Annotated in this window: 34 protein-coding genes, 1 other RNA gene and 1 riboswitch; of the genes, 11 read left to right on the top strand and 24 right to left on the bottom strand. The window is 63.2% G+C overall.

All coding sequences use genetic code 11. The features are described 5' to 3' along the window. Window position 1 precedes the first annotated feature (1 nt). Window positions 2-115: riboswitch (SAM riboswitch) on the top strand. A 128-nt stretch (window positions 116-243) separates the two neighbouring features. The 7 genes from EYS21_RS02750 (at window position 244) to EYS21_RS23320 (ending at window position 4,622) form a co-directional block, all read left to right on the top strand. Beyond that, complete coding sequence (locus EYS21_RS02750) at window positions 244-1,593, top strand: aminotransferase class V-fold PLP-dependent enzyme (protein WP_242633276.1); 1,350 nt, start codon at window positions 244-246, stop codon at window positions 1,591-1,593. A gap of 68 nt (window positions 1,594-1,661) precedes the next feature. Then, window positions 1,662-2,420: a class I SAM-dependent methyltransferase gene (locus tag EYS21_RS02745; protein ID WP_131131614.1), complete on the top strand. Its 759-nt coding sequence runs from the start codon at window positions 1,662-1,664 to the stop codon at window positions 2,418-2,420. Window positions 2,421-2,451: 31 nt separating this feature from the next. Next, a complete protein-coding gene (locus EYS21_RS02740) occupies window positions 2,452-3,165 on the top strand; it encodes a metal-dependent transcriptional regulator (protein WP_131131612.1) in 714 nt (237 codons plus the stop codon). Next, window positions 3,166-3,582 carry a CrcB family protein gene (locus EYS21_RS02735; RefSeq protein WP_131131609.1) on the top strand — a complete coding sequence of 139 codons (417 nt, stop codon included), beginning with the start codon at window positions 3,166-3,168 and terminating at the stop codon, window positions 3,580-3,582. It abuts the gene before it with no gap. Next, on the top strand, window positions 3,579-3,989 hold the full coding sequence (locus tag EYS21_RS02730; RefSeq protein WP_131131607.1) for a CrcB family protein: 411 nt from the start codon (window positions 3,579-3,581) through the stop codon (window positions 3,987-3,989). Before EYS21_RS02735 ends, EYS21_RS02730 begins: the two co-directional genes overlap by 4 nt. 44 nt (window positions 3,990-4,033) lie before the next feature. After that, complete coding sequence (locus tag EYS21_RS02725) at window positions 4,034-4,402, top strand: hypothetical protein (RefSeq protein WP_131131606.1); 369 nt, start codon at window positions 4,034-4,036, stop codon at window positions 4,400-4,402. Between the two features lie 82 nt (window positions 4,403-4,484). Beyond that, window positions 4,485-4,622 carry a hypothetical protein gene (locus tag EYS21_RS23320; RefSeq protein ID WP_165478245.1) on the top strand — a complete coding sequence of 46 codons (138 nt, stop codon included), beginning with the start codon at window positions 4,485-4,487 and terminating at the stop codon, window positions 4,620-4,622. Between the two features lie 6 nt (window positions 4,623-4,628). Here EYS21_RS23320 and EYS21_RS02720 read toward each other — a convergent pair whose 3' ends face one another. The 3 genes from EYS21_RS02720 to rfbB all read right to left on the bottom strand — a co-directional run bounded on the left by EYS21_RS02720 (window position 4,629) and on the right by rfbB (window position 8,169). Beyond that, entirely contained in the window at window positions 4,629-5,609 is a 981-nt protein-coding gene (locus tag EYS21_RS02720) for a trypsin-like peptidase domain-containing protein (protein ID WP_131131604.1), read from the bottom strand. Between the two features lie 139 nt (window positions 5,610-5,748). Beyond that, window positions 5,749-7,167, bottom strand: coding sequence for a bifunctional dTDP-4-dehydrorhamnose 3,5-epimerase family protein/NAD(P)-dependent oxidoreductase (locus EYS21_RS02715; protein WP_131131603.1), 1,419 nt, complete (start codon window positions 7,165-7,167; stop codon window positions 5,749-5,751). Between the two features lie 3 nt (window positions 7,168-7,170). After that, window positions 7,171-8,169, bottom strand: a complete 999-nt coding sequence (rfbB, locus tag EYS21_RS02710) for a dTDP-glucose 4,6-dehydratase (protein ID WP_131131601.1) — start codon at window positions 8,167-8,169, stop codon at window positions 7,171-7,173. A 53-nt stretch (window positions 8,170-8,222) separates the two neighbouring features. Between rfbB and rfbA the strand changes: the two genes are divergently transcribed. Next, window positions 8,223-9,113 (top strand): glucose-1-phosphate thymidylyltransferase RfbA, encoded by an 891-nt coding sequence (rfbA, locus tag EYS21_RS02705; protein WP_131131599.1) that lies wholly within the window; start codon window positions 8,223-8,225, stop codon window positions 9,111-9,113. A 109-nt stretch (window positions 9,114-9,222) separates the two neighbouring features. Here rfbA and ssrA read toward each other — a convergent pair. The 10 genes from ssrA to EYS21_RS02655 form a co-directional block, all read right to left on the bottom strand. After that, window positions 9,223-9,591: a transfer-messenger RNA gene (gene ssrA, locus EYS21_RS02700) on the bottom strand. Between the two features lie 89 nt (window positions 9,592-9,680). Next, window positions 9,681-10,151 (bottom strand): SsrA-binding protein SmpB, encoded by a 471-nt coding sequence (gene smpB / locus EYS21_RS02695; RefSeq protein WP_131131597.1) that lies wholly within the window; start codon window positions 10,149-10,151, stop codon window positions 9,681-9,683. Between the two features lie 87 nt (window positions 10,152-10,238). Next, window positions 10,239-11,642 (bottom strand): M23 family metallopeptidase, encoded by a 1,404-nt coding sequence (locus tag EYS21_RS02690; RefSeq protein WP_131131596.1) that lies wholly within the window; start codon window positions 11,640-11,642, stop codon window positions 10,239-10,241. 27 nt (window positions 11,643-11,669) lie between these two features. After that, window positions 11,670-12,584, bottom strand: coding sequence for a permease-like cell division protein FtsX (gene ftsX, locus EYS21_RS02685; protein WP_131131594.1), 915 nt, complete (start codon window positions 12,582-12,584; stop codon window positions 11,670-11,672). Then, window positions 12,581-13,375 (bottom strand): cell division ATP-binding protein FtsE, encoded by a 795-nt coding sequence (gene ftsE / locus EYS21_RS02680; RefSeq protein ID WP_131131593.1) that lies wholly within the window; start codon window positions 13,373-13,375, stop codon window positions 12,581-12,583. The genes ftsX and ftsE overlap by 4 nt, the downstream gene beginning before the upstream one ends. A gap of 180 nt (window positions 13,376-13,555) precedes the next feature. Next, entirely contained in the window at window positions 13,556-14,671 is a 1,116-nt protein-coding gene (prfB, locus tag EYS21_RS02675) for a peptide chain release factor 2 (RefSeq protein ID WP_131131591.1), read from the bottom strand. 76 nt (window positions 14,672-14,747) lie between these two features. Beyond that, on the bottom strand, window positions 14,748-15,161 hold the full coding sequence (locus EYS21_RS02670) for a pilus assembly protein TadG-related protein (RefSeq protein ID WP_131131897.1): 414 nt from the start codon (window positions 15,159-15,161) through the stop codon (window positions 14,748-14,750). Between the two features lie 29 nt (window positions 15,162-15,190). Beyond that, complete coding sequence (locus EYS21_RS02665; protein WP_242633246.1) at window positions 15,191-15,712, bottom strand: hypothetical protein; 522 nt, start codon at window positions 15,710-15,712, stop codon at window positions 15,191-15,193. After that, a complete protein-coding gene (locus EYS21_RS02660; protein ID WP_131131589.1) occupies window positions 15,693-16,142 on the bottom strand; it encodes a TadE family protein in 450 nt (149 codons plus the stop codon). Before EYS21_RS02660 ends, EYS21_RS02665 begins: the two co-directional genes overlap by 20 nt. Before the next feature lie 2 nt (window positions 16,143-16,144). Then, the gene (locus tag EYS21_RS02655; RefSeq protein WP_242633245.1) at window positions 16,145-16,396 is read right to left on the bottom strand and encodes a hypothetical protein; all 252 of its coding nucleotides are present in this window, start codon (window positions 16,394-16,396) and stop codon (window positions 16,145-16,147) included. A gap of 265 nt (window positions 16,397-16,661) precedes the next feature. Between EYS21_RS02655 and EYS21_RS02650 the strand changes: the two genes are divergently transcribed. Then, complete coding sequence (locus EYS21_RS02650) at window positions 16,662-17,084, top strand: hypothetical protein (RefSeq protein ID WP_131131585.1); 423 nt, start codon at window positions 16,662-16,664, stop codon at window positions 17,082-17,084. A 45-nt stretch (window positions 17,085-17,129) separates the two neighbouring features. On the opposite strand, the gene EYS21_RS02645 is transcribed toward EYS21_RS02650, so the two are convergent. The 4 genes from EYS21_RS02645 to EYS21_RS02630 all read right to left on the bottom strand — a co-directional run bounded on the left by EYS21_RS02645 (window position 17,130) and on the right by EYS21_RS02630 (window position 20,367). After that, entirely contained in the window at window positions 17,130-18,233 is a 1,104-nt protein-coding gene (locus tag EYS21_RS02645) for a hypothetical protein (protein WP_131131583.1), read from the bottom strand. Next, window positions 18,230-18,796, bottom strand: coding sequence for a hypothetical protein (locus tag EYS21_RS02640; protein WP_131131582.1), 567 nt, complete (start codon window positions 18,794-18,796; stop codon window positions 18,230-18,232). The genes EYS21_RS02645 and EYS21_RS02640 overlap by 4 nt, the downstream gene beginning before the upstream one ends. Before the next feature lie 164 nt (window positions 18,797-18,960). Continuing rightward, the gene (locus EYS21_RS02635) at window positions 18,961-19,590 is read right to left on the bottom strand and encodes a hypothetical protein (RefSeq protein ID WP_131131580.1); all 630 of its coding nucleotides are present in this window, start codon (window positions 19,588-19,590) and stop codon (window positions 18,961-18,963) included. A gap of 51 nt (window positions 19,591-19,641) precedes the next feature. Next, complete coding sequence (locus EYS21_RS02630) at window positions 19,642-20,367, bottom strand: hypothetical protein (RefSeq protein ID WP_131131578.1); 726 nt, start codon at window positions 20,365-20,367, stop codon at window positions 19,642-19,644. Between the two features lie 97 nt (window positions 20,368-20,464). On the opposite strand from EYS21_RS02630, the gene EYS21_RS02625 reads away from it, so the two are divergent. Both EYS21_RS02625 and EYS21_RS02620 read left to right on the top strand, forming a co-directional pair. After that, a complete protein-coding gene (locus tag EYS21_RS02625) occupies window positions 20,465-21,148 on the top strand; it encodes a hypothetical protein (RefSeq protein ID WP_131131576.1) in 684 nt (227 codons plus the stop codon). Continuing rightward, window positions 21,135-21,383, top strand: a complete 249-nt coding sequence (locus EYS21_RS02620) for a helix-turn-helix domain-containing protein (RefSeq protein ID WP_131131574.1) — start codon at window positions 21,135-21,137, stop codon at window positions 21,381-21,383. The genes EYS21_RS02625 and EYS21_RS02620 overlap by 14 nt, the downstream gene beginning before the upstream one ends. Window positions 21,384-21,410: 27 nt before the next feature. Here EYS21_RS02620 and EYS21_RS02615 read toward each other — a convergent pair whose 3' ends face one another. The 7 genes from EYS21_RS02615 to EYS21_RS02585 form a co-directional block, all read right to left on the bottom strand. Continuing rightward, window positions 21,411-21,863, bottom strand: a complete 453-nt coding sequence (locus tag EYS21_RS02615) for a hypothetical protein (protein WP_131131573.1) — start codon at window positions 21,861-21,863, stop codon at window positions 21,411-21,413. A 219-nt stretch (window positions 21,864-22,082) separates the two neighbouring features. Beyond that, on the bottom strand, window positions 22,083-23,129 hold the full coding sequence (locus EYS21_RS02610; RefSeq protein WP_131131571.1) for a hypothetical protein: 1,047 nt from the start codon (window positions 23,127-23,129) through the stop codon (window positions 22,083-22,085). Window positions 23,130-23,166: 37 nt separating this feature from the next. Continuing rightward, entirely contained in the window at window positions 23,167-23,415 is a 249-nt protein-coding gene (locus EYS21_RS02605) for a hypothetical protein (RefSeq protein WP_131131570.1), read from the bottom strand. Continuing rightward, window positions 23,412-23,612, bottom strand: a complete 201-nt coding sequence (locus tag EYS21_RS02600) for a hypothetical protein (RefSeq protein WP_131131568.1) — start codon at window positions 23,610-23,612, stop codon at window positions 23,412-23,414. Before EYS21_RS02600 ends, EYS21_RS02605 begins: the two co-directional genes overlap by 4 nt. After that, on the bottom strand, window positions 23,609-23,911 hold the full coding sequence (locus EYS21_RS02595; protein WP_131131566.1) for a hypothetical protein: 303 nt from the start codon (window positions 23,909-23,911) through the stop codon (window positions 23,609-23,611). Before EYS21_RS02595 ends, EYS21_RS02600 begins: the two co-directional genes overlap by 4 nt. Before the next feature lie 83 nt (window positions 23,912-23,994). After that, window positions 23,995-24,360, bottom strand: a complete 366-nt coding sequence (locus EYS21_RS02590) for a hypothetical protein (RefSeq protein WP_131131564.1) — start codon at window positions 24,358-24,360, stop codon at window positions 23,995-23,997. Next, the gene (locus EYS21_RS02585) at window positions 24,357-25,673 is read right to left on the bottom strand and encodes an AAA family ATPase (protein ID WP_131131562.1); all 1,317 of its coding nucleotides are present in this window, start codon (window positions 25,671-25,673) and stop codon (window positions 24,357-24,359) included. Before EYS21_RS02585 ends, EYS21_RS02590 begins: the two co-directional genes overlap by 4 nt. Window positions 25,674-25,813 lie beyond the last annotated feature (140 nt).

Raw genomic sequence — 25,813 nt, 5'->3', positions numbered from 1 at the left:
AGGTCACGAGTGCCAGCGCGAAACCCCGGTTTGCTGGCCGGCAACCCTCCATTCGCGGTGGGGTGCCCCGGGTGACGACCAGGCCGGTCCGGAACGGACCCGGCAAGCGCGGATTCCCGGGACAGGGAGTCCCTCTGAAGTGAGGTCTCTGTGACAACAGCCACCGTCTCCCCCAACACCGCCGTCCGCCTGCAGTCCGCAGCCGGGCACGACACCGCCGCCCTTTTCAGCGAACGGCTTGCCGTGGCCGGCAGGCCGCTCTCCGCCGTCACCGGCGCCGAAATCCAGGCACCGCTGATCCAGGGCGGACACGTCCGCTACGCCAACCTTGACTACGGTGCCTCCGCCCCGGCCCTCTCGGTGGTTTCCGCGTACCTCAACGAAATCCTGCCGTTCTACGCCAGTGTCCACCGCGGCGCAGGCTACGCATCCCAGATCAGCACGTCGGTCTACGAGAACGCCCGGAACATCGTGCGTGACTTTGTGGGCGGACGGGCCGGTGACTCCGTCATCTTCACCAGGAACACCACAGATTCGCTGAACCTCCTGGCAGGCTGCCTCCCGACGGTGGACGGCCGGCCGGCCGGCGACGTCCTGTACCTCGACATCGAGCACCACGCCAACCTCCTTCCGTGGCAGGGCGTCCCGCACCGCAGCGTCGTTGCCGCCGACACCCTGGCCGGCACCGTTGAGGCCCTCCGTGCCGAGCTCGAACAGGGCGGGGTCAGCCTGCTCGCCGTCACTGGTGCCTCCAACGTCACCGGCGAAATCCTGCCCATCCGGGCACTCGCGGCCCTGGCGCACGAACACGGCGCCCGGATCGTCGTGGACGCGGCGCAGCTCGCGCCCCACCGCCGCATCAACATCAGCGCCGACGACGTCGACTACCTCGCCTTCTCCGGGCACAAGCTCTACGCGCCGTTCGGCGCAGGCGTCCTCGTGGGCCGGCCGGACTGGCTCGACGCCGGCACCCCGCACCTTGCCGGCGGCGGCGCGGTCCGTGAGGCCAGGCTCGACGGCGTCAGCTGGGCCACCGGTCCTGCCCGGCACGAGGGCGGTTCCCCTAACGTCCTGGGCGCCGCCACGCTGGCCCGCGCCACCCAGGTGATCGCCGCACTGGACCCGGACCGCTGGCACGCCCACGAATCAGCCATCCGTTCCTTCCTGGTGGAGGGACTCCACAAAATCGACGGCGTCACCGTGCACCAGATTTTCCAGGACACGGACCCGGACACGGACACCATCGGCGTCGTGAACTTCTCTGTCGAGGGCTACGACGCCGGTTTGGTGGCCGCCTACCTGTCAGCTGAACATGGAGTTGGCCTCCGGGACGGCCGTTTCTGCGCCCACCCGCTGCTCAAGCGCCTGGGACTTCCGTCCGGCTCCCTGCGGGCGAGCTTCGGCCTGGGGTCACGGCTCGAGGACGCCCAGCGGCTCCTGGCCGGCATCGAGGAACTCCGCCGGACCGGCCTGGGCTGGGACTATGTGGTGGATTCCGGCCGCTGGGTTCCGGCCAACGACACCCGCACCTACCCGGACTGGGCACCTAATACGCCCGGCACGGCCGGCGCGGCTCCCTGCACCGACGACTGACGCGGGTGGCCCTGTCCATGCGGTAAATTCGAAGGATACCCAAGGGCATCTGGCGAAGGAGACCGCACGTGGCACGGGGTGGCCCCAAACTTGACCACGGGCGCCGTCAGGAGCTCGGACAGAGCTTCCAGGACGGCGGCGAACACTACGAACGCGTCCGTCCCGGATACCCTGCCGAATCGGCCGACTGGCTGATTCCTGCCGGGGCGCGCGACGCCCTCGATGTGGGCGCCGGCACCGGCAAGTTCACAGCCCTGCTGCTTGACCGCGGCCTCGCCGTGGCCGCGGTCGACCCTTCCACGGACATGCTCGACCAGTTGCGGGTCCTGCTTCCTGGTGTTCCGGCGACCGAAGGGACGGCCGAGGCGACCGGACTCGGCGACTCTGCCTTCGACGTCGTGAGCGTGGCGCAGGCCTGGCACTGGTGCGATCCGATCGCTGCAAGTACGGAACTTTCGCGGGTCCTCCGCACCGGCGGCACGCTGGGGCTGATCTGGAACCAGCTGGATACTTCCGTTCCGTGGGTCCACCGGCTTTCCCGCATCATGCACGCAGGGGACGTCTACCGGCCGCACTTCCGGCCGCCCGTGGGGCCGGAGTTCGAAGGGCTGGAAAGCCATGTGACCCACTGGGAGGACGCGCTCACCACCGAGGAAATCATGGAGCTCGCGAAGTCGCGGAGCTACTACCTGCGCTCCGGTGAGGCCACGCGCGCCAAAGTCCGTGCGAACCTGGACTGGTACCTCCACGACCATCTGGGGCATGCGCCCGGCGCGCGTTTGGGACTCCCCTATCTGACCCTGACATGGCGGGCTGTCAAGGCATGACCCCGTCCGCCCACCGGGTAGGCTTGGTGTCGTGAAGACCAGCGCGCCCTCCTCCTCCATCGAGGACTACGTCAAGGTCATCTACTCCTTCACGGAGTGGCAGGACAAACCCATCACGTCCTCACAGCTGGCCCAGCGGCTGGGTGTGGCCAACTCCTCCGTGTCCGAGATGGTCCGCAAGCTCAAGGACCAGGGCCTGGTGGACCACAAGCCGTACAGCGCCATTACCCTCACCGGCGACGGTGTGCGGCTGGCGCTGTCCATGGTCAGGCGGCACCGGCTGATCGAAACCTACCTGGTGCAGCAGCTCGGCTACAGCTGGGACGAGGTCCATGATGAGGCCGAACAGCTGGAACACGCTGTCTCGGACACCTTCATCGAGCGGATGGCGGCAAAACTGGGCAATCCGCTCCGGGACCCGCACGGCGATCCCATTCCCGGCGCCGACGGCACAGTCCGGATGCCGCACGCCCACCTGATGAATGAACTGGACCAGGGGCACACCGGCCGGATCACCAGGATCAGCGACGAGAACCCTGACTTGCTCCGGTACCTGTCGGCGGAGGAAATCGACCTCGACTCCGAAGTCGAGGTGGTTGGCCGCAAGCCCTTCGGCGGTGCCCTGGTGGTGCGGATCAGCTCCGAAGGCAGGACCCGCGAATATGACCTCGCCGATGAGGTCACCTCCGCCCTGTGGGTCGACAGCGACACCCCGCACGCCGGCTGCGTCCTCGGAAACGGCTGAGTGGCCACCTCCGGGGCACCCGGTTGGCGTGCCTGGCTGGCCGTGGCCGCCGGCGGACTCCTCGGATCGGAACTGCGGTACGGCCTTGGCCTGGCGTTCCCTGACCACGTGGGATCGCTGCCCTGGACCACACTGTGCATCAACGTCTCCGGCAGCTTCATCCTCGCAACCCTGACCACGTTCTGGATCGCCAGGCCACGCACCGTCTTCTGGCTCCGGGCGGGCCTGGGCCCGGGACTCCTGGGTTCCTTCACCACGTTTTCCGCTGTAGTGTTCTCGGTGGACCAGCTATGGCGGGCCAACCACCCGGTCTGGATCGCCTATCTCGGACTGTCGCTGCTGCTGGGGCTGGGCGCAGCCGCCGCCGGCTGGCGGCTCGGCAAGATGGTGGCCGACCGCTCAGGGGCCGACGCGTGAGCGCCGCGGTCCTGGTTGGCGTCTTCGGCGTGGCCGGTGCCTTGCTGCGTTTCGCCGTGGACAGCTGGTTCGCCCGAAGGCCGGACGCCCTCCCGGGCCGGCGCGCCAGGGCGGCGGCCGGGCATGCGCCGCGGCACTGGCCGTGGGCCACGCTGGTGGTCAACGTTGCCGGCTGCCTGGTCATCGGGCTGTCCGTAGGGATTTCCGGGCGCCTCGGGCTGCCGGAAGAACTGCACACCGCCGTCGCGACCGGCCTTGCCGGCGGCCTGACCACCTTCAGTTCGTGGACCACCGCCACCATCAGGCTGCTGAGTGAGTCACGGTTTGGCGCGGCAGCCCTGAATGTTGCAGCCAACCTGCTGGTGGGATTCGCCGCGGCCGCAGCGGGCATCGCCGTCGTGTCCTGAGCTGCGGCGGCCGCCATGGGTGCAGTCCCGTATCGTTGACTGTGATGATTAGCAGACGTGACGCGGCAATTGCCCTTGATGTACCCATGGAAATGGCGCAACGCCACGGCATCCCCAAGAGGCTGACGGAGGCCGAGTTGGGTGAGATCCTGGACAACCCGCCGGCGTGGCTCGTCCAGTCCCGGGCAAACCGGACTGGAAAGCGCCCGGTGTGGGTCCACCTGGAGTGCGCAATCTGCGGCTATGAGGAAGCGGCGCGGCCGAAGAAATGGTGGCCCGACTTTACCTATGTCAGCTGCGGCCACCATGCCCCGGGTGAGCTGCCGCCCCCTCGCCCGGGTTTTGTCCGCAGCGAGTTCGACGGCGTGGGGACGCGTTTTGTGGGCATCGCGGACGTCCCGGTCCCCGACTGAGTCCGGCATTTCTTTAAGGGCGAATCAGGCGTAATTTACGAGGTGGGACGCATGCCGTCCCGCTGAGTAAAGGGAGCACGCTATGCCGGACAAAACACCCCACCACAATCTGTCCAAGAAGCCGGTGAAAACCATCAAGGAGAAACGCGCCGAAAAGAAGGCCAAGAGCCCGATTGACGGCCCGCAGGATCCTGTCGCGCACCTGAAGAAGCGCCGGTAGCGGGGTTTACCCGCCAGCAGCCATCTCTTCAGGTACGGCCACGAGTTCCGTTTCCTTGCCGTCCCTCAGCACGTCGATCCGCAAGGGCTGCCCGATAGCATCGGCAAACAGCAGCTTCTGCAGGCTTTCGGCGTTGCTGACGGGGCGGTTTCCTGCTGTCAGGATGATGTCCCCTGCCAGCAGGCCTGCGCGGTCTGCGGGTGAACCGGCCAGGACCTCCACAACGCGCAGCCCGTCCCGCTGGCCTGTCCGGACCACGGCACTCGCGTTCAGGCGGATGGGCGTGCTGACCACGCCCAGGTAGGCCCGGCGGACCCGCCCGTCAGCCAGCAGCGCGGCGATGATCCTCCGGGTGGTGGTGTTGATCGGCACTGCAAGTCCCAGCCCGGCCCCGGCAACGGCCGTGTTGATGCCGACGATCCGGCCGTGGGTGTCCGCCAGCGCACCGCCGGAACTCCCGGCGTTCAGTGCCGCATCGGTTTGGATGACGTCCTCGATCACGCGCCGGTTGCCGCCTGCCCATACCGGGATAGCCCTGCCGAGGCCGCTGACGACGCCGGCTGTCACGGACCCGGCCAGCCCCAGCGGATTCCCGACGGCGACAACAAGCTGTCCCACACGGAGAGTCTCGGCGTCGCCGAATTCGGCGGGCGGGACTTTCGGCGCGCGGCCGTGGACAACGGCGAGATCCGACAAGGCATCCGCACCTACAAGTTCGAGGTCGGTGCGGCTGCCGTCCGCGAAGACAGCGTGGCCCTGGTGGGTGCCGGCTACTACATGGGAATTTGTCAGGAGGTAGCCGTCCGATGTGAAGAGCACCGCCGACCCTGCGCCCACGCGGAACCGGCCGTTGCGGCGGTTCCCCGTCATTTCAATGGCGGCAACATGCGGTGTGACCGTCTCAGCCACGCGCATGACCGTCTGCGAGTACGAGTCCAGCGGCCCGTCGTCGGACGCCGGCGAACCGGGCTTCAGCACCTGGTCCATGGCCCACCTCCTGGTGTTAAGGCAGCCTCCGGCTTCCAGACCTTGTGCTGCACCGGAGCTTACTGGCGACAACCACGCGACGGCGTCCGGTAGTCCCGGACCGGCTACGCCGTGGGTGAACAAGGGAAACCGGGAAGGTCTAACGTCTCTGGTGATTCAAGTAATGTTCGAGCGCCTCCGCTGAGGACCGGGGACGGAAGCCCGTGGCCTTGATCTTGTTGAGGTCCAGGGTGCTCTTGAGTGGGCGCGGCGCGGCGGCCAGGTCCTTGAAGTACTCTTCAGTGGTTACTCCGGTGACGTCTTCACGCCGGGCCCCGGTCAGACTGTAGACGTCGGCCGCAATGTCCGCCCATGTCTGGGGTTCACCTTCGTTGGTAAGGTTGTACGCGCCGTACGGTGCCGAAACATCGAGGAGATGCTTGAGGCCTTCGGCTATGTCCTCGGTAAAACTGAGGCGGCCCGTCTGGTCGTTGACGACGGAGGGTTTGACGCCACGGGCCGCCAACGACGCCATGGTCCGGACGAAGTTTTTTCCATCGCCAATCACCCAACTGGTCCTCACGATGTAGTGCTTGGGCACCACGCTCACCACGCTGTCTCCGGCGGCTTTGCTCTGGCCATATGCACCCAGGGGGGTCGGCAGCTCGTCTTCGCCATGGATGTCCCGCGTTCCGTCAAAGACGTAGTCGGACGACACATGAACCAGCGTCAGGTCGTATTCGACGGCGGTTCGGGCCAGGTGAGCCACTGCCACAGCATTGATCTGCCAGGCAGCGGCACGCCCTTCGGTTGTCTCGGCCTGGTCCACGGCGGTGTAGGCGGCGGCATTGATCACCGTTGAGTAATTCTTCCAGTTCTTCTGGGTATAGGCCTGTGCGCTGGTGATGTCGAAGTCGCCGCGGGCGGCGAACTCAACTGAGGCATCGCCGTCGAAAAGTCGGCGCAGTGCTCTCCCCACCTGCCCATCAGCGCCAAGCACGAGCGTCCTCTTGGGCGCCATGGGGACAACGCCGCCCAGCCTGGGGTGGGCTTTGTCTTTGTCCGAGAGCTCTGCCTGGTGGAGCGGGACGGGCCACTGGATGGCAACGGTCTCGTCTGCAAGGTTCAGGAAGGTGTACTGATCCTGCGCATCGGCGGACCAGTGGTCGTTGACCAGGTAGGTGTAGGAGGTGTCGTCTTCCAGCGTCTGGAAGGCATTGCCCACTCCTCTGGGGATAAAAATGGCCTGGCTGGCGTCAAGTTCCGTTGTGAACACGGCCCCGAACGAGGGCCCTTCGCGCAGGTCCACCCAGGCGCCGAATATCCTGCCCGTGGCCACGGAGATGAATTTGTCCCACGGTTCCGCATGGATCCCGCGGGTGGTGCCGGCTTTCTCGTTATAGGAGACGTTGTTCTGGACCGGCTTGAAATCGGGCAGCCCCAGGGCCACCATTTTCTCCCGCTGCCAGTTTTCCTTGAACCAGCCACGGTTGTCGCCGTGGACCGGAAGGTGATAGAGGACGACGCCGGGGATCGGGGTCTCGTGCGCAGTCAGCTTCTTCGCGAACTCGATGGACATCGTCTATTGGCCCTGTTCCGTGTACTTGGCTTCAGTCTGGGCTTTCTGCGGCCGCCACCAGTTTTCGTGGTCCCGGTACCAGGCGATGGTGTCCTCGATACCGGCGTTGAAGTTGGAGAACTGCGGTTCCCAGCCGAGCTCGTCGCGGAGCTTGGTAGAGTCAATAGCGTAGCGCAGGTCATGACCGGGCCGGTCCACCACGTGGTCGTAGGCCTCGCGGGGCTGGCCCATGTGCTCCAGGATGAGCTCGACGACGTCCCTATTGTTCCTTTCGCCGTCGGCACCGATCAGGTAGGTCTCACCGATGATGCCCTTTTCGATGATGGTCAGCACAGCCGAGGAATGGTCGTTGGCGTGGATCCAGTCCCGCACGTTCTCACCCTTGCCGTACAGCTTGGGACGGATCCCGTCGATCACGTTGGTGATCTGGCGCGGGATGAACTTCTCCACGTGCTGGTACGGGCCGTAGTTGTTCGAGCAGTTGCTGATGGTGGCCTGCAGGCCAAACGACCGGACCCAGGCACGGACCAGAAGGTCGGAGCCGGCCTTCGTGGAGGAGTACGGGCTGGACGGGTTGTACGGGGTTTGCTCCGTGAACCGAGCCGGATCATCAAGTTCCAGGTCCCCGTAAACCTCGTCGGTGGAGATGTGGTGGAACCGCTTGCTGTGCTTCCGGGCAGCCTCGATCAGCGTGTACGTGCCGACGATGTTCGTGTCCAGGAAAGGGCGCGGGTCATGCAGGGAGTTGTCATTGTGTGACTCAGCCGCGTAATGAACCACCACATCGCATTCCGCGACGAGCCTGTCCACAACCATCGCGTCGGCAATGTCGGCCATGACAAAGGCGAACCGACCTTCGGGCAGACCCTCAAGGGACGCCAGATTGCCCGCATAAGTCAGCTTGTCCAGCACCGTTACATGGTTGTTCGTGTAATCCAAGACGTAGCGGACAAAATTCGAGCCAATGAAGCCGGCACCCCCGGTTACCAGTAATTTCTGCATAACGTTCATCGTTCCATAGCGACATTGAATTGCTTGTAAGTCAGGATGTTCATATGCGCGGAATTATCCTGGCCGGCGGGACCGGTTCACGACTTCATCCGATTACGTCGGGGATCAGCAAGCAGCTGGTCCCGGTTTACGACAAGCCGATGATCTACTACCCGTTGTCCACCCTTATGCTTGCCGGGATCAGGGATATCCTCGTCATCACCACACCTCATGACGCAGAGCAGTTCAAGCGTCTCCTCGGTGACGGCAATCAGTTCGGCATCAACATCACCTACACACAGCAGCCGTCACCGGACGGACTGGCCCAGGCCTTTGTCCTGGGCGCGGAACATATCGGCACCGGCCCAGTTGCACTGGTACTGGGCGACAACATTTTCCATGGCCAAGGGCTTGGAACTCAATTGCGCCGGTTCAGTCAGATCGAGGGCGGAGCCATCTTCGGGTACCGTGTGGCCGACCCGTCCGCTTACGGCGTCGTGGAATTCGATGCCGGTGGAAAGGCAATTTCCCTCGAAGAAAAGCCGGCAAAACCGAAGAGCAACTACGCAGTTCCAGGTCTTTACTTTTATGACAATAGTGTGATCGACATTGCACGGGAACTTAAGCCGTCTCCCCGAGGCGAACTCGAGATCACTGATGTCAACAGGGTATATCTGGAACGCGGAAAGTTGCAGGTGAACATACTCCCCCGTGGAACAGCCTGGCTGGATACGGGAACCTTTAACGACCTCAACGACGCTTCAGATTTTGTCCGAACCGTACAGAAACGACAAGGACGCTCCATCGGATGCCCGGAGGAAATCGCGTGGCGCCTGGGGTTTCTGGATGATGATCAACTCCGCGAAAGGGCGCAGCCTCTCGCCAAGAGTGGCTACGGCAAGTACTTACTGGACTTACTCGATGACGACGGCCCCAGGGATGGAGAGACTGCCTAACTTTCTCCGGGCACCCACAACCCAGACAAAGAAAAGCACCCCGGTCCGAGGACCGGGGTGCTTTCCCGTGAATCGCTTCATCCACAGAGGACGTCTCGACCCATTCGAAATGTGGAGATGGGGGGAATTGAACCCCCGTCCGATGTCGTGTTGTCAGGGCTTCTCCGGGCGCAGTTTGCGTCGGATTTTCTCGGCCCCGGCCATGCTGCAAACAGCTGGCTGATCCGGGCCCAGTCATCTAAGAGTCCCGTTTACCCCGATGACGGAGGCAAACAGCAGTGGCTATCTAAATGACGCCAGCATCCGGGGCAATAGCAACCTCGGGCTGACGGACTGTCTTACTGCTTAGGCAGCGAGAGCGAAGTCAGTGCGGTTTGATTTGGCACTTATTGTTTTGCAGACAGCGTTTACGAGATAATTCTGCATCCTCGGCCCGCTTCACCTGTCGCGACTAACATCGTCGAAACCGATCATCCCCGTATTTTGTTACCAACCCGGCAGGTCAGGTTTTGCGTCCCAATGCCCGCCGGACTACCAATCATAACGCATGGCAGGCGGAAATGATTCCTACCTGCGGTTGCGTTCCCGGACCTCGCGCAGGGCCTCGCGCGTGTCCTGCTGCTCACGCAGGGTCTGGCGCTTGTCGTACTCCCGCTTGCCGCGGGCGACGCCGATCTCCACCTTCGCCCGGCCGTCAACAAAGTACAGCTGCAGCGGCACGATGGTGAAGCCGGATTCCCTGACCTTGTGGGAAATTTTGATGAGCTCTTCCCGGTGCAGCAGCAGCTTCCGGCGCCGGCGGGCTGCGTGGTTGGTCCAGGATCCCTGGTTGTACTCCGGGATGTGGATGCCCTCCATCCACAACTCGTCGTTGTAGAAGGTGCAGAAGCCATCAACCATGGATGCGTGGCCCTCCCGGAGCGACTTGACCTCTGTGCCCATCAGGGCAATGCCCGCCTCATACGTATCCAGCACGTGGTAGTCATGCCGGGCCTTGCGGTTGGTGGCCACCACTTTACGGCCACTTTCTTTGGGCACGGTGGAACTCCTCGGTTCTTGGATCGTCAGTGGCTCCGGCCGGTCCGGCGCGAAGTCATACCAGTGTACGGCAGGCGCGGAGCGGTGTTACAGCAGCCGCATCGGATCAACGGCCCCGCCGTTGAGCCACGTCTCGAAGTGTGCATGGCACCCCGTGGAATTGCCGGTGTTGCCCGAGTAGGCAATGAGCTGGCCCTGGGAAACGCGCTGGCCATTCGAGACGACGATGCTGCTGTTGTGGTAGTAGATCGTGGTCAGCGAGTTGCCTTCCACAACGCCGTGCGACAGCTTGACCCGCCACCCGCCGCCGTCGGCCGAGTTCCAGCCGGAGGAAAAGACTTCTCCGGCAGCGGCTGCGTAAACAGGGGTTCCGCAGGCTGCTCCGAAGTCGATGCCGGTGTGCAGGTAACCGCCGGTGCCGTAGAAGTCGATGGTTCCCGGAGGAGTGGCACGCCAGCCGAACCCGGAAGTGATGGGCACGTCACCCGAGAAGGGATGGCGCAGGCCAAACGCCGACGGCGACCCGGTCACCGGAGCGTACGGCTGCACAGCCCGTCCCGCCGCGGCTGCTGCAGCGGCTGCCGCCTCAGCGAGACGCCGCTGTTCTGCTTCCCAGGCTTCCCGCAGCCTGCGGTCCCTTTCGGCGATTTCGTTGGCGACAGCATTCTGGCTGGCCTCAACGGCTGCCAGCTGGCTCTGGATTCCCGGCTTTGCCGCCTGGAGTTCGGCGTCGAGGCGGATGGTGTCCGCGATCAGCTGGTCAACCTGTGCCTTTTTGGCCTCCGCTTCGTCGCGGGCAGCTTTTTCACGTTCGAGGGCGGCGTCGGCCTTGGCCTTCAGGTCCTGGATCTCCGCTTCAACGGCAGCGAGCCGTGCCTGCGAGTTGACGTTCGTGGCGCTCTGCTGGGACAGCTTGTCCATGGCCGCGTTCTGGCTCCGCATCGCCTGGTCGGCGAGGTCCATCGTGTCGGTGAGGCTGCCGCCCGCGTTGGATCCGAAAAAGAGCGTGAGGTTGGAGGGGACGCCGCCGGACTTGTACGCCTGGGTGGCAATCTGGCCGATGAGCTTCTTCGTGTCGGCGATCTTTTGCTTGTCCGTCTCTAGCTGCTGCGTGATCTTGGCCTTGTTCTGCTGCGCAAGGTCCACGCGCGCCGAGAGTGCCTCGACCTCCTTGACCGCAGTTGCAACCCTGCCCTGGGCTTCGAGCAGTGCCTGCTGGGCGCCGGGAAGCTGACCCTGGTAAATTACCAGGTCGCCTGCGGCTTTGGCGATCCGCGAGTCAACAAATTCGAGGGATTGCTGGACCCGGGCGGCCTCGGCTTCGAGGGCTGCCTGCTTGTCTTCCAGTTCATCGGCGAAGGCCACCGGCGTTGAGGCGCCAAGGCTCGCTGCAAGGACCAGCGCCAGGACACCGCTGATGATGCCTGTACGGCGCGCCTGGCGGGTGCGGCTCTTGCGGGGCAGGCGGGAAGTTCGATCGAGACCAGTCATAAGCTTTCCTTGTTCGGTTTGCACAGCCTAGACCCTCAAATATCTGCGCAAGGTCAAGAGAGACGAAATTCCTGCCAAAGATCCGCCAAGGATTAGCAGGGCAGGCGCAAGGATGAGTGTCTGCCCTGGCGAGATGAAGGCTGTGTCCGGGTACTGCTTGGACAGGTATTCACCGAGGAAGAAGTGCGCCACCGCCCATAAGGTGCCGGACGCCAGCGCTGCACCGATGACAGCGGCAATGACGCCTTCAAGGATGAACGGCAGCTGGATCACTGTTTTCGAGGCGCCCACGAGGCGCATGATGCCCGTTTCGCGGCGGCGGCTGAAAGCGGAGAGCCGGATAGTGGTGGCAATCAGGAGGATTGCGCAGACAATCATGACGCCGGCAACGCTGACAGCCACGAGGGAAGCGGCATTCATGGCAGAGAAGAGCCGTTCCAGCAGCTGGCGCTGGTCAATCACGGTCTCGACGCCGGGCTGCGATGAAAACGTCTCGCTGATGATCTGGTACTTCTCGGGGTCCTTCATGTTGATCCGGAAGGAGGCCGGGAGCTGGTCAGGCGTGACCGAGTCAACAATCGGGGAATTCGAGAACTGGTCCTTGAAGTGCTTGTAGGCCTCGTCTTTGGACTCGAACTGGAAGTCGTTGATGTACTGCGAAACTGCAGGTGACTCCAGGAGGCTTTGCAGGTTGTCCTGCTGCTCCGGGGTGACCGGGCCGGTGGCGCACCCGGTCGCCGTCGAACCGTCACTGCACAGGAAGATCGCCACCTGGACTTTGTCGTACCAGAAGCCCTTCATCTGGTTGATTTGCAGCTGAAGCATGCCCGCGGCGCCAACAAAGGTCAGGGACACAAAGGTCACCAGGATGACCGACACGACCATCGAGACGTTCCGGCGGAGTCCACTGCCAATCTCACCGAGGATAAAAGCGAGCCTCATCGCTGGTCCTCCCCTGCGCCATCGCCGCGGCCTTCAGGGCTGGCAGGCGGTATCTCTTCCCGGCCGCTGGCGTCCTTGAGCCGCCGCGACTGCCCGACAATTGGAATCATGGAGGTGTACAGGGCCTTCGCTTCGTCGCGGATGACCACACCATTCTTCAGCTCAACCACGCGCTTGCGCATTTCGTTGACAATGTCGTCGTCGTGGGTGGCCATCACCACTGTGGTGCCATTCTGGTTGATCTTGTCCAGCACGCCCATGATGCCCATTGAGGTGGTGGGGTCCAGGTTTCCCGTCGGTTCGTCGGCGAGGAGAATGCCGGGCCGGTTGACCACCGCCCGGGCGATGGCCACGCGCTGCTGCTCACCGCCGGAAAGCTCGTGTGGGAGCCGGTTTTCTTTGCCTTCGAGACCAACCGTCTTGAGTACCTCGGGCACCGTGTCGCGGATGACGCTGCGGCTCTTGCCGATGACCTGCATGGCGAAAGCGACATTGGCGAAGACGTTTTTCTGCGGCAGGAGCCGGAAGTCCTGGAAGACAACCCCGATGCCGCGCCGAAGCCGGGGCACGCGCCAACTGGAGATTTTGGCGACGTTCTGGCCTGCCACGTACACAGCACCGGAGGAGGCCCGGTCCTCTTTGAGCACAAGCCGCAGGAAGGTCGACTTTCCGGACCCGGAAGCGCCTACAAGGAAGGCGAATTCGCCGCGGTCTATCTCAAGGTTGACGTCGTCCAGCGCCGGCCGTGCCTGCTGGTCGTAGACCTTGGTGACATTTTCGAATCGGATCATGACCCTAAGTACCCTGCAGGCATGACTGATGGTACGCAGCCCAGATCTGCAGCCGGTGCGCGGGCTTCTGTTTGGGGGAAGTAGAGCTCCGGCTCCTCGACTATACGCAGTCCCTATGCCTTATTTACGCCGCTTCCGGGGGCGTGTCGCGGGATCAGTCCCGCGGGGACGGCCGGACGTTTACTTGTCAGCGTTGCGGTTGTCAGTACGCCAGCGGATGCCGGCGTCGATGAAGTCGTCGATCTCGCCGTCGAAAACCGCTGAGGTGTTGCCGACTTCGTGGTCAGTCCGCAGGTCCTTGACCATCTGGTACGGGTTGAGCACGTAGGAGCGCATCTGGTCACCCCAGGATGCCTTGACATCCCCGGCAAATGCTTTCTTTTCGGCGTCCTCCTGCTCCTTCTTCAGGAGCAGGAGCCTGGACTGGAGGACACGCATGGCAGCCGCACGGTTCTGCAGCTGGGATTTCTCGTTCTGCATCGACACCACCGTGCCGGTGGGGATGTGCGTCAGGCGCACGGCGGAGTCCGTGGTGTTGACCGACTGTCCGCCGGGGCCCGATGACCGGAACACGTCGACGCGGATCTCGTTGTCAGGAATGTCGATGGAGTCCGTCTGTTCGATCAGGGGGATCACCTCGACGGCGGCAAAGGAGGTCTGGCGGCGGCCCTGGTTGTCGAAGGGGCTGATCCGGACGAGGCGGTGCGTTCCGGCTTCCACGCTCAGTGTTCCAAACGCGTAGGGCGCTTTGACCTCAAAGGTGGCGGACTTCAGGCCCGCTTCCTCAGCGTAGGAGGTGTCCATAACGGTGGTCGGGTACCCGTGCCGTTCCGCCCAGCGCAGGTACATCCGCATCAGCATCTCGGCGAAATCAGCGGCGTCGACCCCGCCGGCGCCGGCACGGATGGACACCACGGCTTCACGTTCGTCGTATTCGCCGGAGAGCAGGGTGACAATTTCGAGGTCCTTCAGCGCCTTCCTGATGGACTCCAGTTCCGCGGCGGCTTCGCCCATGGAATCGGCGTCGTCCTCATCCTGGCCGAGCTCCACCAGGACTTCGAGGTCGTCGATCCGCGCGGTCAGCTTGTTGAGCCGCTCCAGTTCCGACTGGCGGTGGGAGAGCCTAGACGTGATTTTCTGGGCTGTGGCGGGATCGTCCCACAGGTTCGGCTCGCCCGCCCGCTCGCTGAGTTCAGCGATGTCCTCCTTCAGGGCCTCAACATCGCTCACTTGCTCGATGGAGATGTAGGTAGCGCGGAGGGCGCGGATTTCTGCGGAAAAATCAATATTGGCCATGGTTGTTTAAGCCTACGCTATCCAGCCGGAGCCCGGACTCCCCGTTGTCGGTCACGCCCGTCACCCCAGGTGTCGCTCACCGCGTCAGGCGGGAACGGGCCGTGGATGAAGCTTCGATCCTGATTCCGTCGGGCACCAGGAAATTCACCACCGGCGGATGGACAGCTGCGGTCAGGACAACGACGGCGGTGGAACCGTCGGGACTGCCTGTTGCCATGGAGACCTCCAGGCGGTCGAGGCGCTGGGCTCCCGGATTCCTGCGGACGAAGTCGGTGGCGACATTCCTGACGCGCTCGGAGCCGAGAACGGCGGCAGGACTGCCGCCGCCGGATCCGACATCACCCAGCGTGAAGCTGTCGGCTGCGGCCAGTGACGCTCCGTCGGCCAGGGACAGCAGCCGCTTGTGCTCAAGGTAGACGCTTGATATGCCGACGACGACGGTAGTCACCAAGAGTGCCAACAGGACGTAGCCGATGATCAGGACAAGCATCTGGCCTTCCTCTGCGGCCTCGTTGGGCTTCACCGGAACCTGCCCACCAGTTGGGTGGACGAGGCTTCTACTTCGCTGGCATTAAGCCGGAACCCGTCGCCGAACGGCACAAACGGCAGCGGCACGGTGAGGTTGACTGTCACCGTGACCGCGGTTCCGGCCGCCTGACAGTCGGAGGGCTCACAGCTCGTGGAGATTTGTGCGTTTCCGGCAGGATGGCCGTAATCCGCGAGCGCAATGAGGGCCGCCTGCTCGGCTGCGCGGTGGGCTGACTGCGTATCCGCTTGGGCCACATATACTTTCGCGGCCTGGTCGGCTGCCCCCACGACGGCAAAGGACCCGCCCTGGATCTGGCCCATAGTGATGATGAAGTACACCAACGGAACCATCAGGAGCAGTGCGAGGAACGTAAACTCCACGACCGCACTCCCCTGTTCCCCGGTTGCCGGTCCGGCCTTGCCGGGAGCCGGACCGGTATCGACCTGGAGGCACAGTACCTCCCGAAACCTCTTGAGGAGCGGCTGCATGGCGTTAGGGCTGGACAGCTGCATGGCCCTTTACCTCCAGCATGTCCCGGGGCCCGATCAGCCCGATCACCGGCATCGGCGCCTTGATGGTTACTTCCAGCGTTCGAAGTCCCTGGAAAGTCACTTCCGACGTGCTGATGTCCTGGGCGAAGTCCGCGTTGAGGGCCATTCCAACCAACGCCCCGGCGCGCTCCTCCGCATCTGCTGCTCCCCGGTCGGCCAGCGTCCCGTACCGTGCACCCGAAGCGGCGGCGTCGATCAGCGTGTTGCGGACGTGGAGGACAAGCGTGAGCTGGATGATCGCGAGGAAGAACATGGTGAGCAGGCCACCCACCATAACGAAGTCCACCACGGCGGATCCGCGTTCCCCTGTTGCTGCTTCGCCCAGGACGCGGTTCCTGCCTGTGACGGGATCGCCGTCGTGGAGGAGACGCCGCCCGCGGCACTGAGGCATTGCTAGTTTCCGACCTTGTCCATTGCCTGGTTGAACATCGACTCCAGTGCTGGGCCCGCCAAAGCCAGCAAAGCCGCAACGAGGACCGCCGACATCAGGGTAATCATGACCCAACCGGGGACATCACCGCGCTCCGGGTGGTCTGCAGGCCGTGTGCCAGGCCTCGTGCCAAAGCTGATCAGGGCGCCGGCAGTGGCCCACAGGCTCGCCAGTGTCACCGACCAGATGGCTGCCACCATGCCAAAGAGCTTCATTCCGCTCCGTAATCCCAAGTTTTTCATTTTCTGTCCCATTCACTAGTCGCGTTCTCCATGCCGGCGGTCCGGCTGGTTGTCTCTGCCAATCACGTTCGCCTAAAGACCCAGGCTGATTGCCGCTATGCCGGGGTAGACGGCGAAGACAACAGTCAAGGGGAGGACACCGAAAACCAGTGGCACCACAATGGTTCACCATTACCAGTACTAGGTGACTTACCTCACCAAGCAAAAGGAATGAAGAGAGACAAAAGGAATCATCGCCATGAACAAGCAAGCAGCAGCCTCCTACGACGCGGCCGAGCCCACCCAGGACATCGCCGGACTCTTCGACGGCAACTTTTACCGGCAGCGCAACGGCCGCCCGGGGCTGTACCTGGAAGGAACCATCAGCGCGGACCTGGGGAGCGTGGAGGACATCGCCCGCGTCCAGGCCCAGCTGCGCCAGGCCGAGCAGCAGCTGGCCGGGATCGCCACCGAAATGGGAGCCGTCGCGGACCGACCCGCCGCCCTGGTCCCAGCTTTCAAGGCGGGTCAGCGGGTCAAGTACGTTGGCATGCACGGCAACGCCGACGGGCCCGTCGTGAGGGTCTGGCGCGCCACCCGCCACGGCGTTTGGGTGACGATGCCCGACGGCTCTCGGCAGCAGTGGCACCCCGAAGACGTCCGGGCGGCCGCAGACCGATAACCAAAGGCCCCCGCCCCTCCAATCCGGGGGGCAGGGGGCCTTGCACTATTGGTTCCAGTCATCCCAGGCGACGTCGACGACGTCGTCGCCCAGGTTTGCAGCCCGGTCGCTTGCCGGAAGATCACGTAAAGTCACACCATGGGCACGGCCGGTCGGAGGCCCTGACTCCAGCTTTATGGACCCCTCCACGACGTCAGGATAATCCGAGCCAAGGGCGGCGAGCGCAGTCAGAACGTAATTTCTCGTCTCAGCGCCAGTCGATAGGTTTACTTTGAGCGTCTCCGCAACTGTGGCCTGGACCCGGCGGCGGTATAGGGCCGCTAGTTCATCCTGCAAGCCAGGATCTGCTTCCAGCAGGATCCTGGTGCTGTCGTCCAGGAGCAGCCCCTGACGGTCAATTTCGCTGACGGTAATCAACTGACCGTGAAGTATTCGCTCATGAGTAGTCGACGCACTCTTCGTTGCCAGTTCCTTCAAGTAGGCGGCGGACCGCTGACTGACTCCGGCGCAGCTAATCTTGCCCTCCGGTGATTGCCACTCTACGTCCAGCGACAGGTGTTCACTGAGCAGCACCTGAGCGAGGTCAAATAGATGCTTTGACGTCCGTGGTCCAAAACTCACAAGCTGATCATTGACCGCTTTAGGTGACAGATCATCGTCCGCAAGGCTGGTGAAGAGTGCCAGAAGGGCGGTCAGGGACTGGTCAAAAAGGGATGACTTTTCCTTTTCCAGCGTGAAGAGGGCCTCGGTTTCTTCTGAAGGTGCGGTATGCACCAGTGCAAACTCAATGGAGCCGGGTAGGACCCGTGGCGTGAACTTCAATTCGGTTGCTGCCAGCACCTCGGCCGGCCAGCGTCCAGCTCTTCCAAAGTGGTCCACGATGCTTGCACCGACGGAACTCAAGGATTCCTGTACTGCGAGGAGCCCCTTAGAAGCGGTCCTTACGGCCAGCCTGTGATCATTGGTCGACTGGCCCGAAAACCGAAGTTTCATCCGATCCATGAGTTCCGGCTCGTCCGTCATTCCGGCGAGCCGGGCGGCACTCTGTTGGTTAATCTGAGAGGAGGTGATGAGGCGTGTTTCATCCACCTCAGGCTCATCCTCCATGAGGGCAGCCCAAAGAGCGTCGACGTCCCGTTCACCTTTCATTTCCAACTCACCTCCAAGTATCCCCGTTTCGGTTCAGCATCCTCAAGGACTGGGGCCGCGGACTTGTCGGGGTTTGTTCGGACCCTCATCCACCAGTCATCCCATGCACCCCTGACACTGAGGTAAGCAACGGCATCAGGATGGAGACCATCCTTTAGCCACGGATTGGCTATAGGCTCGCGAACCAGCAGGAACGTCTCAACCCGAAGAAAAGCTTTCTTCCTAACCCACCCCTTCTTATTGAACGCCATGACCTTGGCGCGCAGGCCATTAGTGTCCAAAGCCCGAAACGCCGGTCCACTTATCACGAAGGTGCAATCTAAGTCGTCCGGGTCAGTCAACCCCGTTACAAAGCTTCCCCCGACCCAGACCTTTTCAATGAGGTCCGGGGAGATCGCGTCGAGCATTTTTCGTGCAGCCAGAAAGTCGTCGTAAATCGCAGCTCGCGTTGTTGAACCTGTAAACCTTGGGTCGTCAACGTACTGCTGCTTCAGTTCGTCGAGGGTACAGGCGTACCTACCGAGCGGCAGAAAGTTAGTTGTCGTGTCCAGGGCCGGGATCATCTAGTAATTATGCATTCATAACGTCTAAGACGCCCTTCCTATCCCATGCGAACTCGGGCGGCGTCCGAGGGTAAGCGATTCCAGCCCGGGAAACACCGCTACGCCCCTTTGACCCAGCCCGCCAGGCGAGGGCGTCATAACGTGGCTCGGGAAGTCCAAGGACTTTAGTCCCAGCCCTTGATGGCTTCAATGACGAACGGGGCTACGACGGCCAGTGCCGCAAAGATGAACGAACCCAGCGCCACCCAGTAGTTCTTTGCTGCCGCGCTTTTGGCTTCCCTGTCACGGGATTCCGCGACGACGGCTTGTGCATGCATTGTGGCTAGCATGTCGCGCATAACCTCGGCCGTGAGCTCAATGTTCTCGCTGTTGCGCTCTTCGCGCTCGTGTTCCAGCTGTTTCGCCTCAGCCATATTGTCCAGCGTTTCCTGACTAATACCCGAGTAGGAGGCGATGCTCTCGACGTTTCGACGCATGGCCTCAACTGCACCGTTCCTCGTGATGTCAGCCGCGGGCGTTGCAAAGGGGGTCCTCTTCGGTACCGTTATCCTGCCCAACTTCTGAAACGCCGCCTTGTACGTGCCTGTCAAAGATTCTCGAAAACGGCCCATCGTTTCAAGCAATGAGGCGCGCTCGTCTTCGTATTTGGCTCTTTCCTCGTCGCTGACATCCAGCGGACTTCCATCCCTGTCTGCCTTCTCAATCTCTGCGAACCGTTCGATAGACATACCGTCCCCAGTTTTCTCCGGAGGCCTGAACACGTGGCTATCATCGGTCGACTCTTCTTCACCCATAGAAGGCATCATAGAGTGGGGCTCCATCGTCGATCCCTCAAGAATGCCGCACTATTTTGAACCGAGCTGAAGACCAACGCCCCGGGCCAATTCGTTCTGGGAGACAGGATCCGCCGTACGGTATCCGACCATCACTTCATAGGGGCCATCATCCCCCGGGATATTCGGGACCTCATAACTGAGGATGCAGGTTGTTTCGCCGTCCAGTTTCCCGGAGACAATGCCCCCGGTGAGGACCAGCTTTGAGGCAGTGGTTATCGTGGCTTTGCTGTCGCCGGAGAGATCCTTCATCAGGCTGCTAGGCGAAACGTTGCACTCCATCGCTGTCCCTGGCTTGAGCTTCTGAATGCCTGGTTTCAATGGACTGGTCACGTGGAATTCGATGCGACCTTTGAAAAGCGTCGGGGCTTTGACGATAGTGCCGCCGAGCTTCTCTTTAATGTCGTTCTCGCGCCCGCCGGCGGCCCAGACAATCCAGTTTGGGCCCTCTACTATGACGGAATCTGCATCGGTCGGGTTTTTTGCTTTCACTTCGCGCTGAGTGGCGTCATTAGTGAACACGCCAATGACAGCCCGGTCTCCGCACGTGTCCTGGTCCCAGCCGTGCTCGGCTGAGTTTCCCGTACCCTGTCCGCAGTCGACTTCCACGACGGTTTTCACGGCACGCCCCAGCTCTTCGACGGTCCCATAGGTCGCGTCCTTCTCCACTGGAGTGCCGCATGATGTCAGACCCAACACCAAGGCACCGGCCATCACTGCCACTGCTGTCTTCTTCAATTTTTCCCCCACTGATCCTGACGACGCCCAGCCCCAGCGCTGACGTGTTCCTTAGCTTACTTCTGCGCGGTGTCCCCACCTGTTCCCCAAACCTCGGGTGGGCCTGCTCTATGATGCGGGAATGTGGCTGGGGATATCTGAAGACTGGTGGATGCAAATATGGAGCGGTGTGATAGGTGCTGGAGTCTCGGCTGGCGTGAGCGTCGTCGTGGCCTTGCTGGTCGTAACAAGGACCAATGCGCACCAATCCACTCTTGCTGAAACTGCCCGCAAGTTACAGCGAGAACGCGACGATGAGGCGCTAGAGATTCAGCGGGCCGGCATGCAGGAGCGGTTAGATGAACAGCGCCAGGAGGCGGACAGGTTAAGGATGATGGATATCCGGGCCGACGTCATATCTGCCGCTGCCCACATGGTTGAGGTGGCAAGCGTGGATCTGCAAGCCGTGGAGGCGGCAGCGCCCCACTTGGGTAAGGCCCTTACTCGATGGCGGGTGGAAACCGAAGATGCGGCTCTAGTCGAGGAGCTCTCTTATTGGCCAGCGCATATACGGCTCCTAGCCATGGAGCATGTCATAGCGCGTCATGAGAGCGAACCTGCCGCCCGCGTTGCCACGTTCGACAACCTCAACGATGCCGTCTCACTTCTGACAGTCGTGGCGCTCCACCTTCGCCGGGATGACTTCGTGCCAGCAAATAGCGTGACAGGAATCCTGCGCAGGGGAAGACTCGACATCGAAACATCCCGCTCTGGCCGAGGAGGCACAGTTGTCGGCCAATAGTCCCAAACGACGGTTTCTAACCGTCGAGCAAGTAGCCGAGGAACTCAATGTTGGGATTCCACTCGTACGAAGCCTGCTGCGGACCGGCGATCTCCGCGGGATTCAGATTGGGGGCCGCGGCCTATGGAGAGTCGCCACGGCCGATCTTGAGGACTACATCAGCCAAGCTTATGAGGAGACTGCGACCAAGATTGCCTCCGGCCAACTGGCCGATGACAGCGACCTCGAAGCATAAAAAGCAGCCGCCGGGAACCGGACTGAATCAACACTCAAGGTCCTTTGCATCCGCGAGCCGCTGCGCACGACGGGCCGCCAACTGGTCGAGTACGCTGGCCCCCGGCTTCCTGCGCTTCTCCTCCTTGGCTTGCAGTTCACAGATCAGGGTAACGAGTTCCTGCCGCCGTTTGGATAGGGAGGCCATGGAAGCAGGCGGCGAGGCCACCATGGCGGCAGTTACGAGCTCCAGGTTCTCCCTGGCCTCGGCGAGTTCATCGAGCGGCGCATCCGCGGGCGGCAGCGGGGGCCGGGATTCCGTGCCGCGGATCCGCACGAGGGCCAGTTGCACGGCCCTGGCCGACGCCTCCTGCCGGCGCGCCGTCCGTGCCGTCCCCTCATCGCGGGAGGCCTGCCGGCAAGGTTCATCAACCGGCTCACCCCGCCGCCTGTGACGGCGGGCGGCAGCAGGCGTTCCGCAGGGCTTGAGTTCGCGTGCCACGGCCTTCCCCTCCCCTCTCCCAAAATTGTCCCAAAGCGTCAGAATGTCCGGAATGTCCGTTGAGCCCGTCTTCCCCGGGGAGAGAAAATCGCTAGGCGCGGGAGGCGAGATTTTGCCCCCGGGGGGAGGGGGTCCTACCCCCTGGGGGCCGCGAGGGGGCGAAGGCACCATGCCAAGGCCTGCTACCCCTCGCGGCCCGGTCATGGGGCCAGTGCGGGTTTAGTAGACGTCGCGGAATTGAGACTTGTGCCCGTCGCCTTTGGGCAGCGCCTCTTTCGGGGTCAGCTCACTGTGGTGGGCAGTTGTCTCCTCCAAGAGGCGCAGAGCTTTAACAGAGCGCTCCGCGTCGGCCTTGGTTGACGGGGCGGTCGTGGCTACCTTCGCGAAGTTCCAAGCATTCAGCATTGACTGGATGCTTGGAACCCAGGGCTCGGCTGCGGTGACGAGGTGTAACAAGGCGTTGATGCGGGCGCTGTCCGGAAGATGATCCCGCCAGGCCGGAGCGGAAAGAACAGGGTCTCCTGCGGCATCTCGCCATTTGGTGAGGGCTGGGGACGCGGCGGCGTCCCGATGGTCGAGGGGTTCGCGGCGTGGCGCCAACCAGTACGCCTCCGCGTCGATGCAATCTCGAACCTGCCCGCAGGCGAGGAGAACGCGGCGCCCTCCGTCCGGATGCTCGTTGGAGTGTGCGAGCGCCTCACGGACGATCGCGTTCTGGGCATCCCGAATGGCGTTGTAGCGTTCCAGAAGCTGGGCGCGGAGCCGGTGTTGAGCCAGGGCGTGGTCGTCCGGGTGCTCTGCCAGCTCCTCAAAGGTGGGGAGCGGTGTAAGGGACTCGAGGCCTCGGATGTCGTTGACCAGGAGTTGAAGCTGGCTATCCAGGACGGCGAGGCCGTTATCCGCACCTTGCTCGGCCGCAGCTGCGCGCTGGGCCTTCGCGTCCTCCAGAAAGGTTTTGACCTCTTGGATTTCGCGGCGGCGGTCTACGGCCGCGTTCTCGGCCTCCCGGATGCGGGAGCCGAGTCCGGCCGGGAACTCGGCGGCCTCGGAGGCGGCGGCACTGGCCAGCTCGTCGACGGCTGGGTTGCGGACTACATAACCCAGCGTGTTTGGCCTATTTCCGGCCCACGTGGATTCCAGTTCACGGAGCCAGCGGCCCGCGAGCGTGGCCTCTCGGTCATGGCGGGTCCAGTTCGGGATCGCTGCGCGGGCTGCCTGTAGGATCTGGCCGGCGGGGATGATGGTGGTTTGTGCTTCTGACGTCATTTCGGGGGTTTCTTTCTCTTTGTCTGCGGGTGGTTTTTCAGGCGGCGGCGTCTGGGCCGTCGTCGTCGGCTGATCGTCCGTGGGCGAGTTTCCACCGTTCCCTTCCGGCGGCGAGGCCGCGGGAGTGTGTCGAGGCCGTGCCGTGGATGGAGTCCACGGCATTCGTGTCGGCCCCCAGAACGTGATCGGGCTCGGGGGCTGCGGGGGTGGTCTTCTCTGCTGCGTGGCGCTCGGCCCATCTGCGCCGGCCGTCAGCGACGGATCCGCCGCCATTTTCGGTGGTCATGATTCTCTCTCCTCAGTGTTGGTGTTGTGCGTGTGGTCCGGTGCGCCATCGATGGCGCGGATTTCCTCATCCAGGCGCACGGCTTTCGCCGCCTGGGTGCGCGCATATTCCTCCTGACCGGAGTGGAGGGCATCCGCGCAGCGCAGGGCGGCGGTGTTCCGCTGCTCGTGCAGCTGCGCGATGGCGTCTTCGCTCACGCCGCCTCACCACGCCATGACCGCAGCTGGTTCTCCGTTTTTTCGATGGCTGCCTGGTATGCGTCGAGGATTGCCCCCAGGCCGGCCATGGCGTCGTACTGGCCCCTGGCCTCCAAGCGGCGGCTTGCATCCACTGTGTGGGCGAGGAGCCGGTACTGGGCGGCCGCCAGCGCGTCGGCGTCCTCCGGTTGGACCTGCTGCTCAAGTGCCGCGAGCGCGGCCCCGTCGCCCAGCTTCGCGGCGCGAAACATGGCCACAGCCATGCGGTCGGCGTCCAGGATCTTCTGAATCTGCTTCACGTCCATTGTTGGGGTGGGTTTCCTTTCGTTGGTTGGGTTTCTTGACGTATACGTGTCAATGGCCGGGGGTGCGCTGTCAGGTTTCATCCTTTGGGCAGAATGATCAGCGGGAGCTTGCTGTACCTCTCGGTGAGGACTGCGCGGAGGTCGTCCTTGCCGTCGCCGGCTGAAGGGCCGATCTGGTGCTGCTCGTCGTACACGGGAGCCCAGAGTGGACGGACCAGGTGCCGCATGCGGACGAGCTGCCCGGAAGTCCTGTCTGTGCCGAGCACCTCGATTTCGCCGCTGCCCGCGCCGAGATTGATGCGGCCGAGCGGCTGGAAATTTTCCCAGGCGTGGAAGTCGAGCTCGTCCAGCTGTCTGGCGATGTCCTTGGTGACGACTAGGCCAGCGACGTGAAGGGTGTTGATGGGGGCTAGGACCAGGCGGGGTCCGGTGCTGTCGTTCATGGGGCTTGGATCATCTCCTGCGGTGCGAAAGGGTCTGTCTCCGGGTTGCGGGGTAGGTCGATGGTTTGGTGGGTTGAGTTACCCTCCCCACCTACCCCCCCTCTTAAAGGGGGGGTCGGGGTAGGTGGGACATACCCCGGTTGGGGTACGTCGGGGTACGTCGGGGTAGGTGAGTTGACGTAGTAGTGTTTGGCTCCCCTGGCACCGTCTTCCACGCGTAGAATTCCTTGCCGGAGGGCCATGGCAAGCGCCTTGCCCGGGTCACCCTTCTGATGCCCCACGCCCTGGGCCTTCAGCGCCCTGGTCACATCTGACGTGTTCCATCCGCCGTGGGTCCGGAGCATGTCCACTATGATTTCGGAGAGCTCCTGCAAGTGTTTCTCCGTGGCGGCCTCCTTGCGGCCGCCCAGCCCGGTAAGGAACGGCCGGCGGGTCTGCTGGTCGAAGTCGAGCTGGGCCTCTTCGATGTCGACGTCCCGGCCGATGGCCCGGATGTAGCGACGGGCGTCGTCATTGTCACTGCCTCGGGTCATGGTGATGATGGCGTCGGCCCAGTCCTCCAGAGCGGTTGAGCCGCGGGAGCGTTCCCCGTTCCAGCCTGCGTGGGCGGTCAGGATGAGGTCGGTTGCTCCGACCTCAGACCGGGCGAACATGTCCAGGTCGGTCAGCCAGGCCCCCACTTCGCCGGCATCGTTCTGGGACTGGCCGCTGTAGGCCCTGCCGAAGGGGTCCACGATGAGCGTTTCGATGTCCCAGGCCCGCAGCTGGGCGGCCAGCTCGGCACGGTCTTCCGGGACGGGGAGTGGATTTCGCCGGCCACGGAGGTTGACCTGGAACAGCCGGTCGCCGGGGACTCCGACTTCTTGGGCCCAGCGGGCCAGCTGGGCCGCGCTAACTTCGAAGTTGAGCAGTGCGATGTTGCCGTCGACGGGCCGCACCGGGTACCTGCCCAGAAACGGGAAACCCGTCAAAAGGCAGAAGCAGATATGCAGGAGAAGCGTGGTCTTCCCGACTTTGCGTTGAGCGACGAGCAGGAGGGCAGCTTCCCAGGGCATCCAGTCGGTGATTCGTGCCGGTGGCGGCGTGGGGCGGGCGAGGATCTCGTTTAGGCTCCCTGCGTCGAAGGGCGGGCTGTGGGGGACTTTTTCGGCGTCGACGAGTTTGCGGGCGGCGTCACGGTTGCGGAGGTCCCGGGCCTTGGCTTCGATGTCGTGGGCGTCGAGGGCGGCCTGGTATTCGAGCGGGTCCAGGCCGCCCGGCTGCCTGCCCTGTTCGAGGGCTGTGATGATCCAGTCCTCGAACTGTTCTTCCATGGCTGTCGGCAAACTTCTGCCGCCGTTGCGGGTCTCAGCGTGGGTGAGCCAGGCTCTCCGGATCTCCCGGAACGAGGCCAGGGCTTCCGTTGGCAGGGCGTCTCGCCTCTGTCGCAGCAGCAACGCCCGGTGTGTGGCGT

Origin of the sequence: Arthrobacter sp. S39 (genome assembly GCF_004320525.1) — a bacterium.
In the GTDB taxonomy this organism is placed as follows: Bacteria; Actinomycetota; Actinomycetes; order Actinomycetales; family Micrococcaceae; genus Arthrobacter.
Note: the sequence above shows the minus strand (reverse complement) of the source record. Positions and strands in the feature narration are given on the sequence as shown.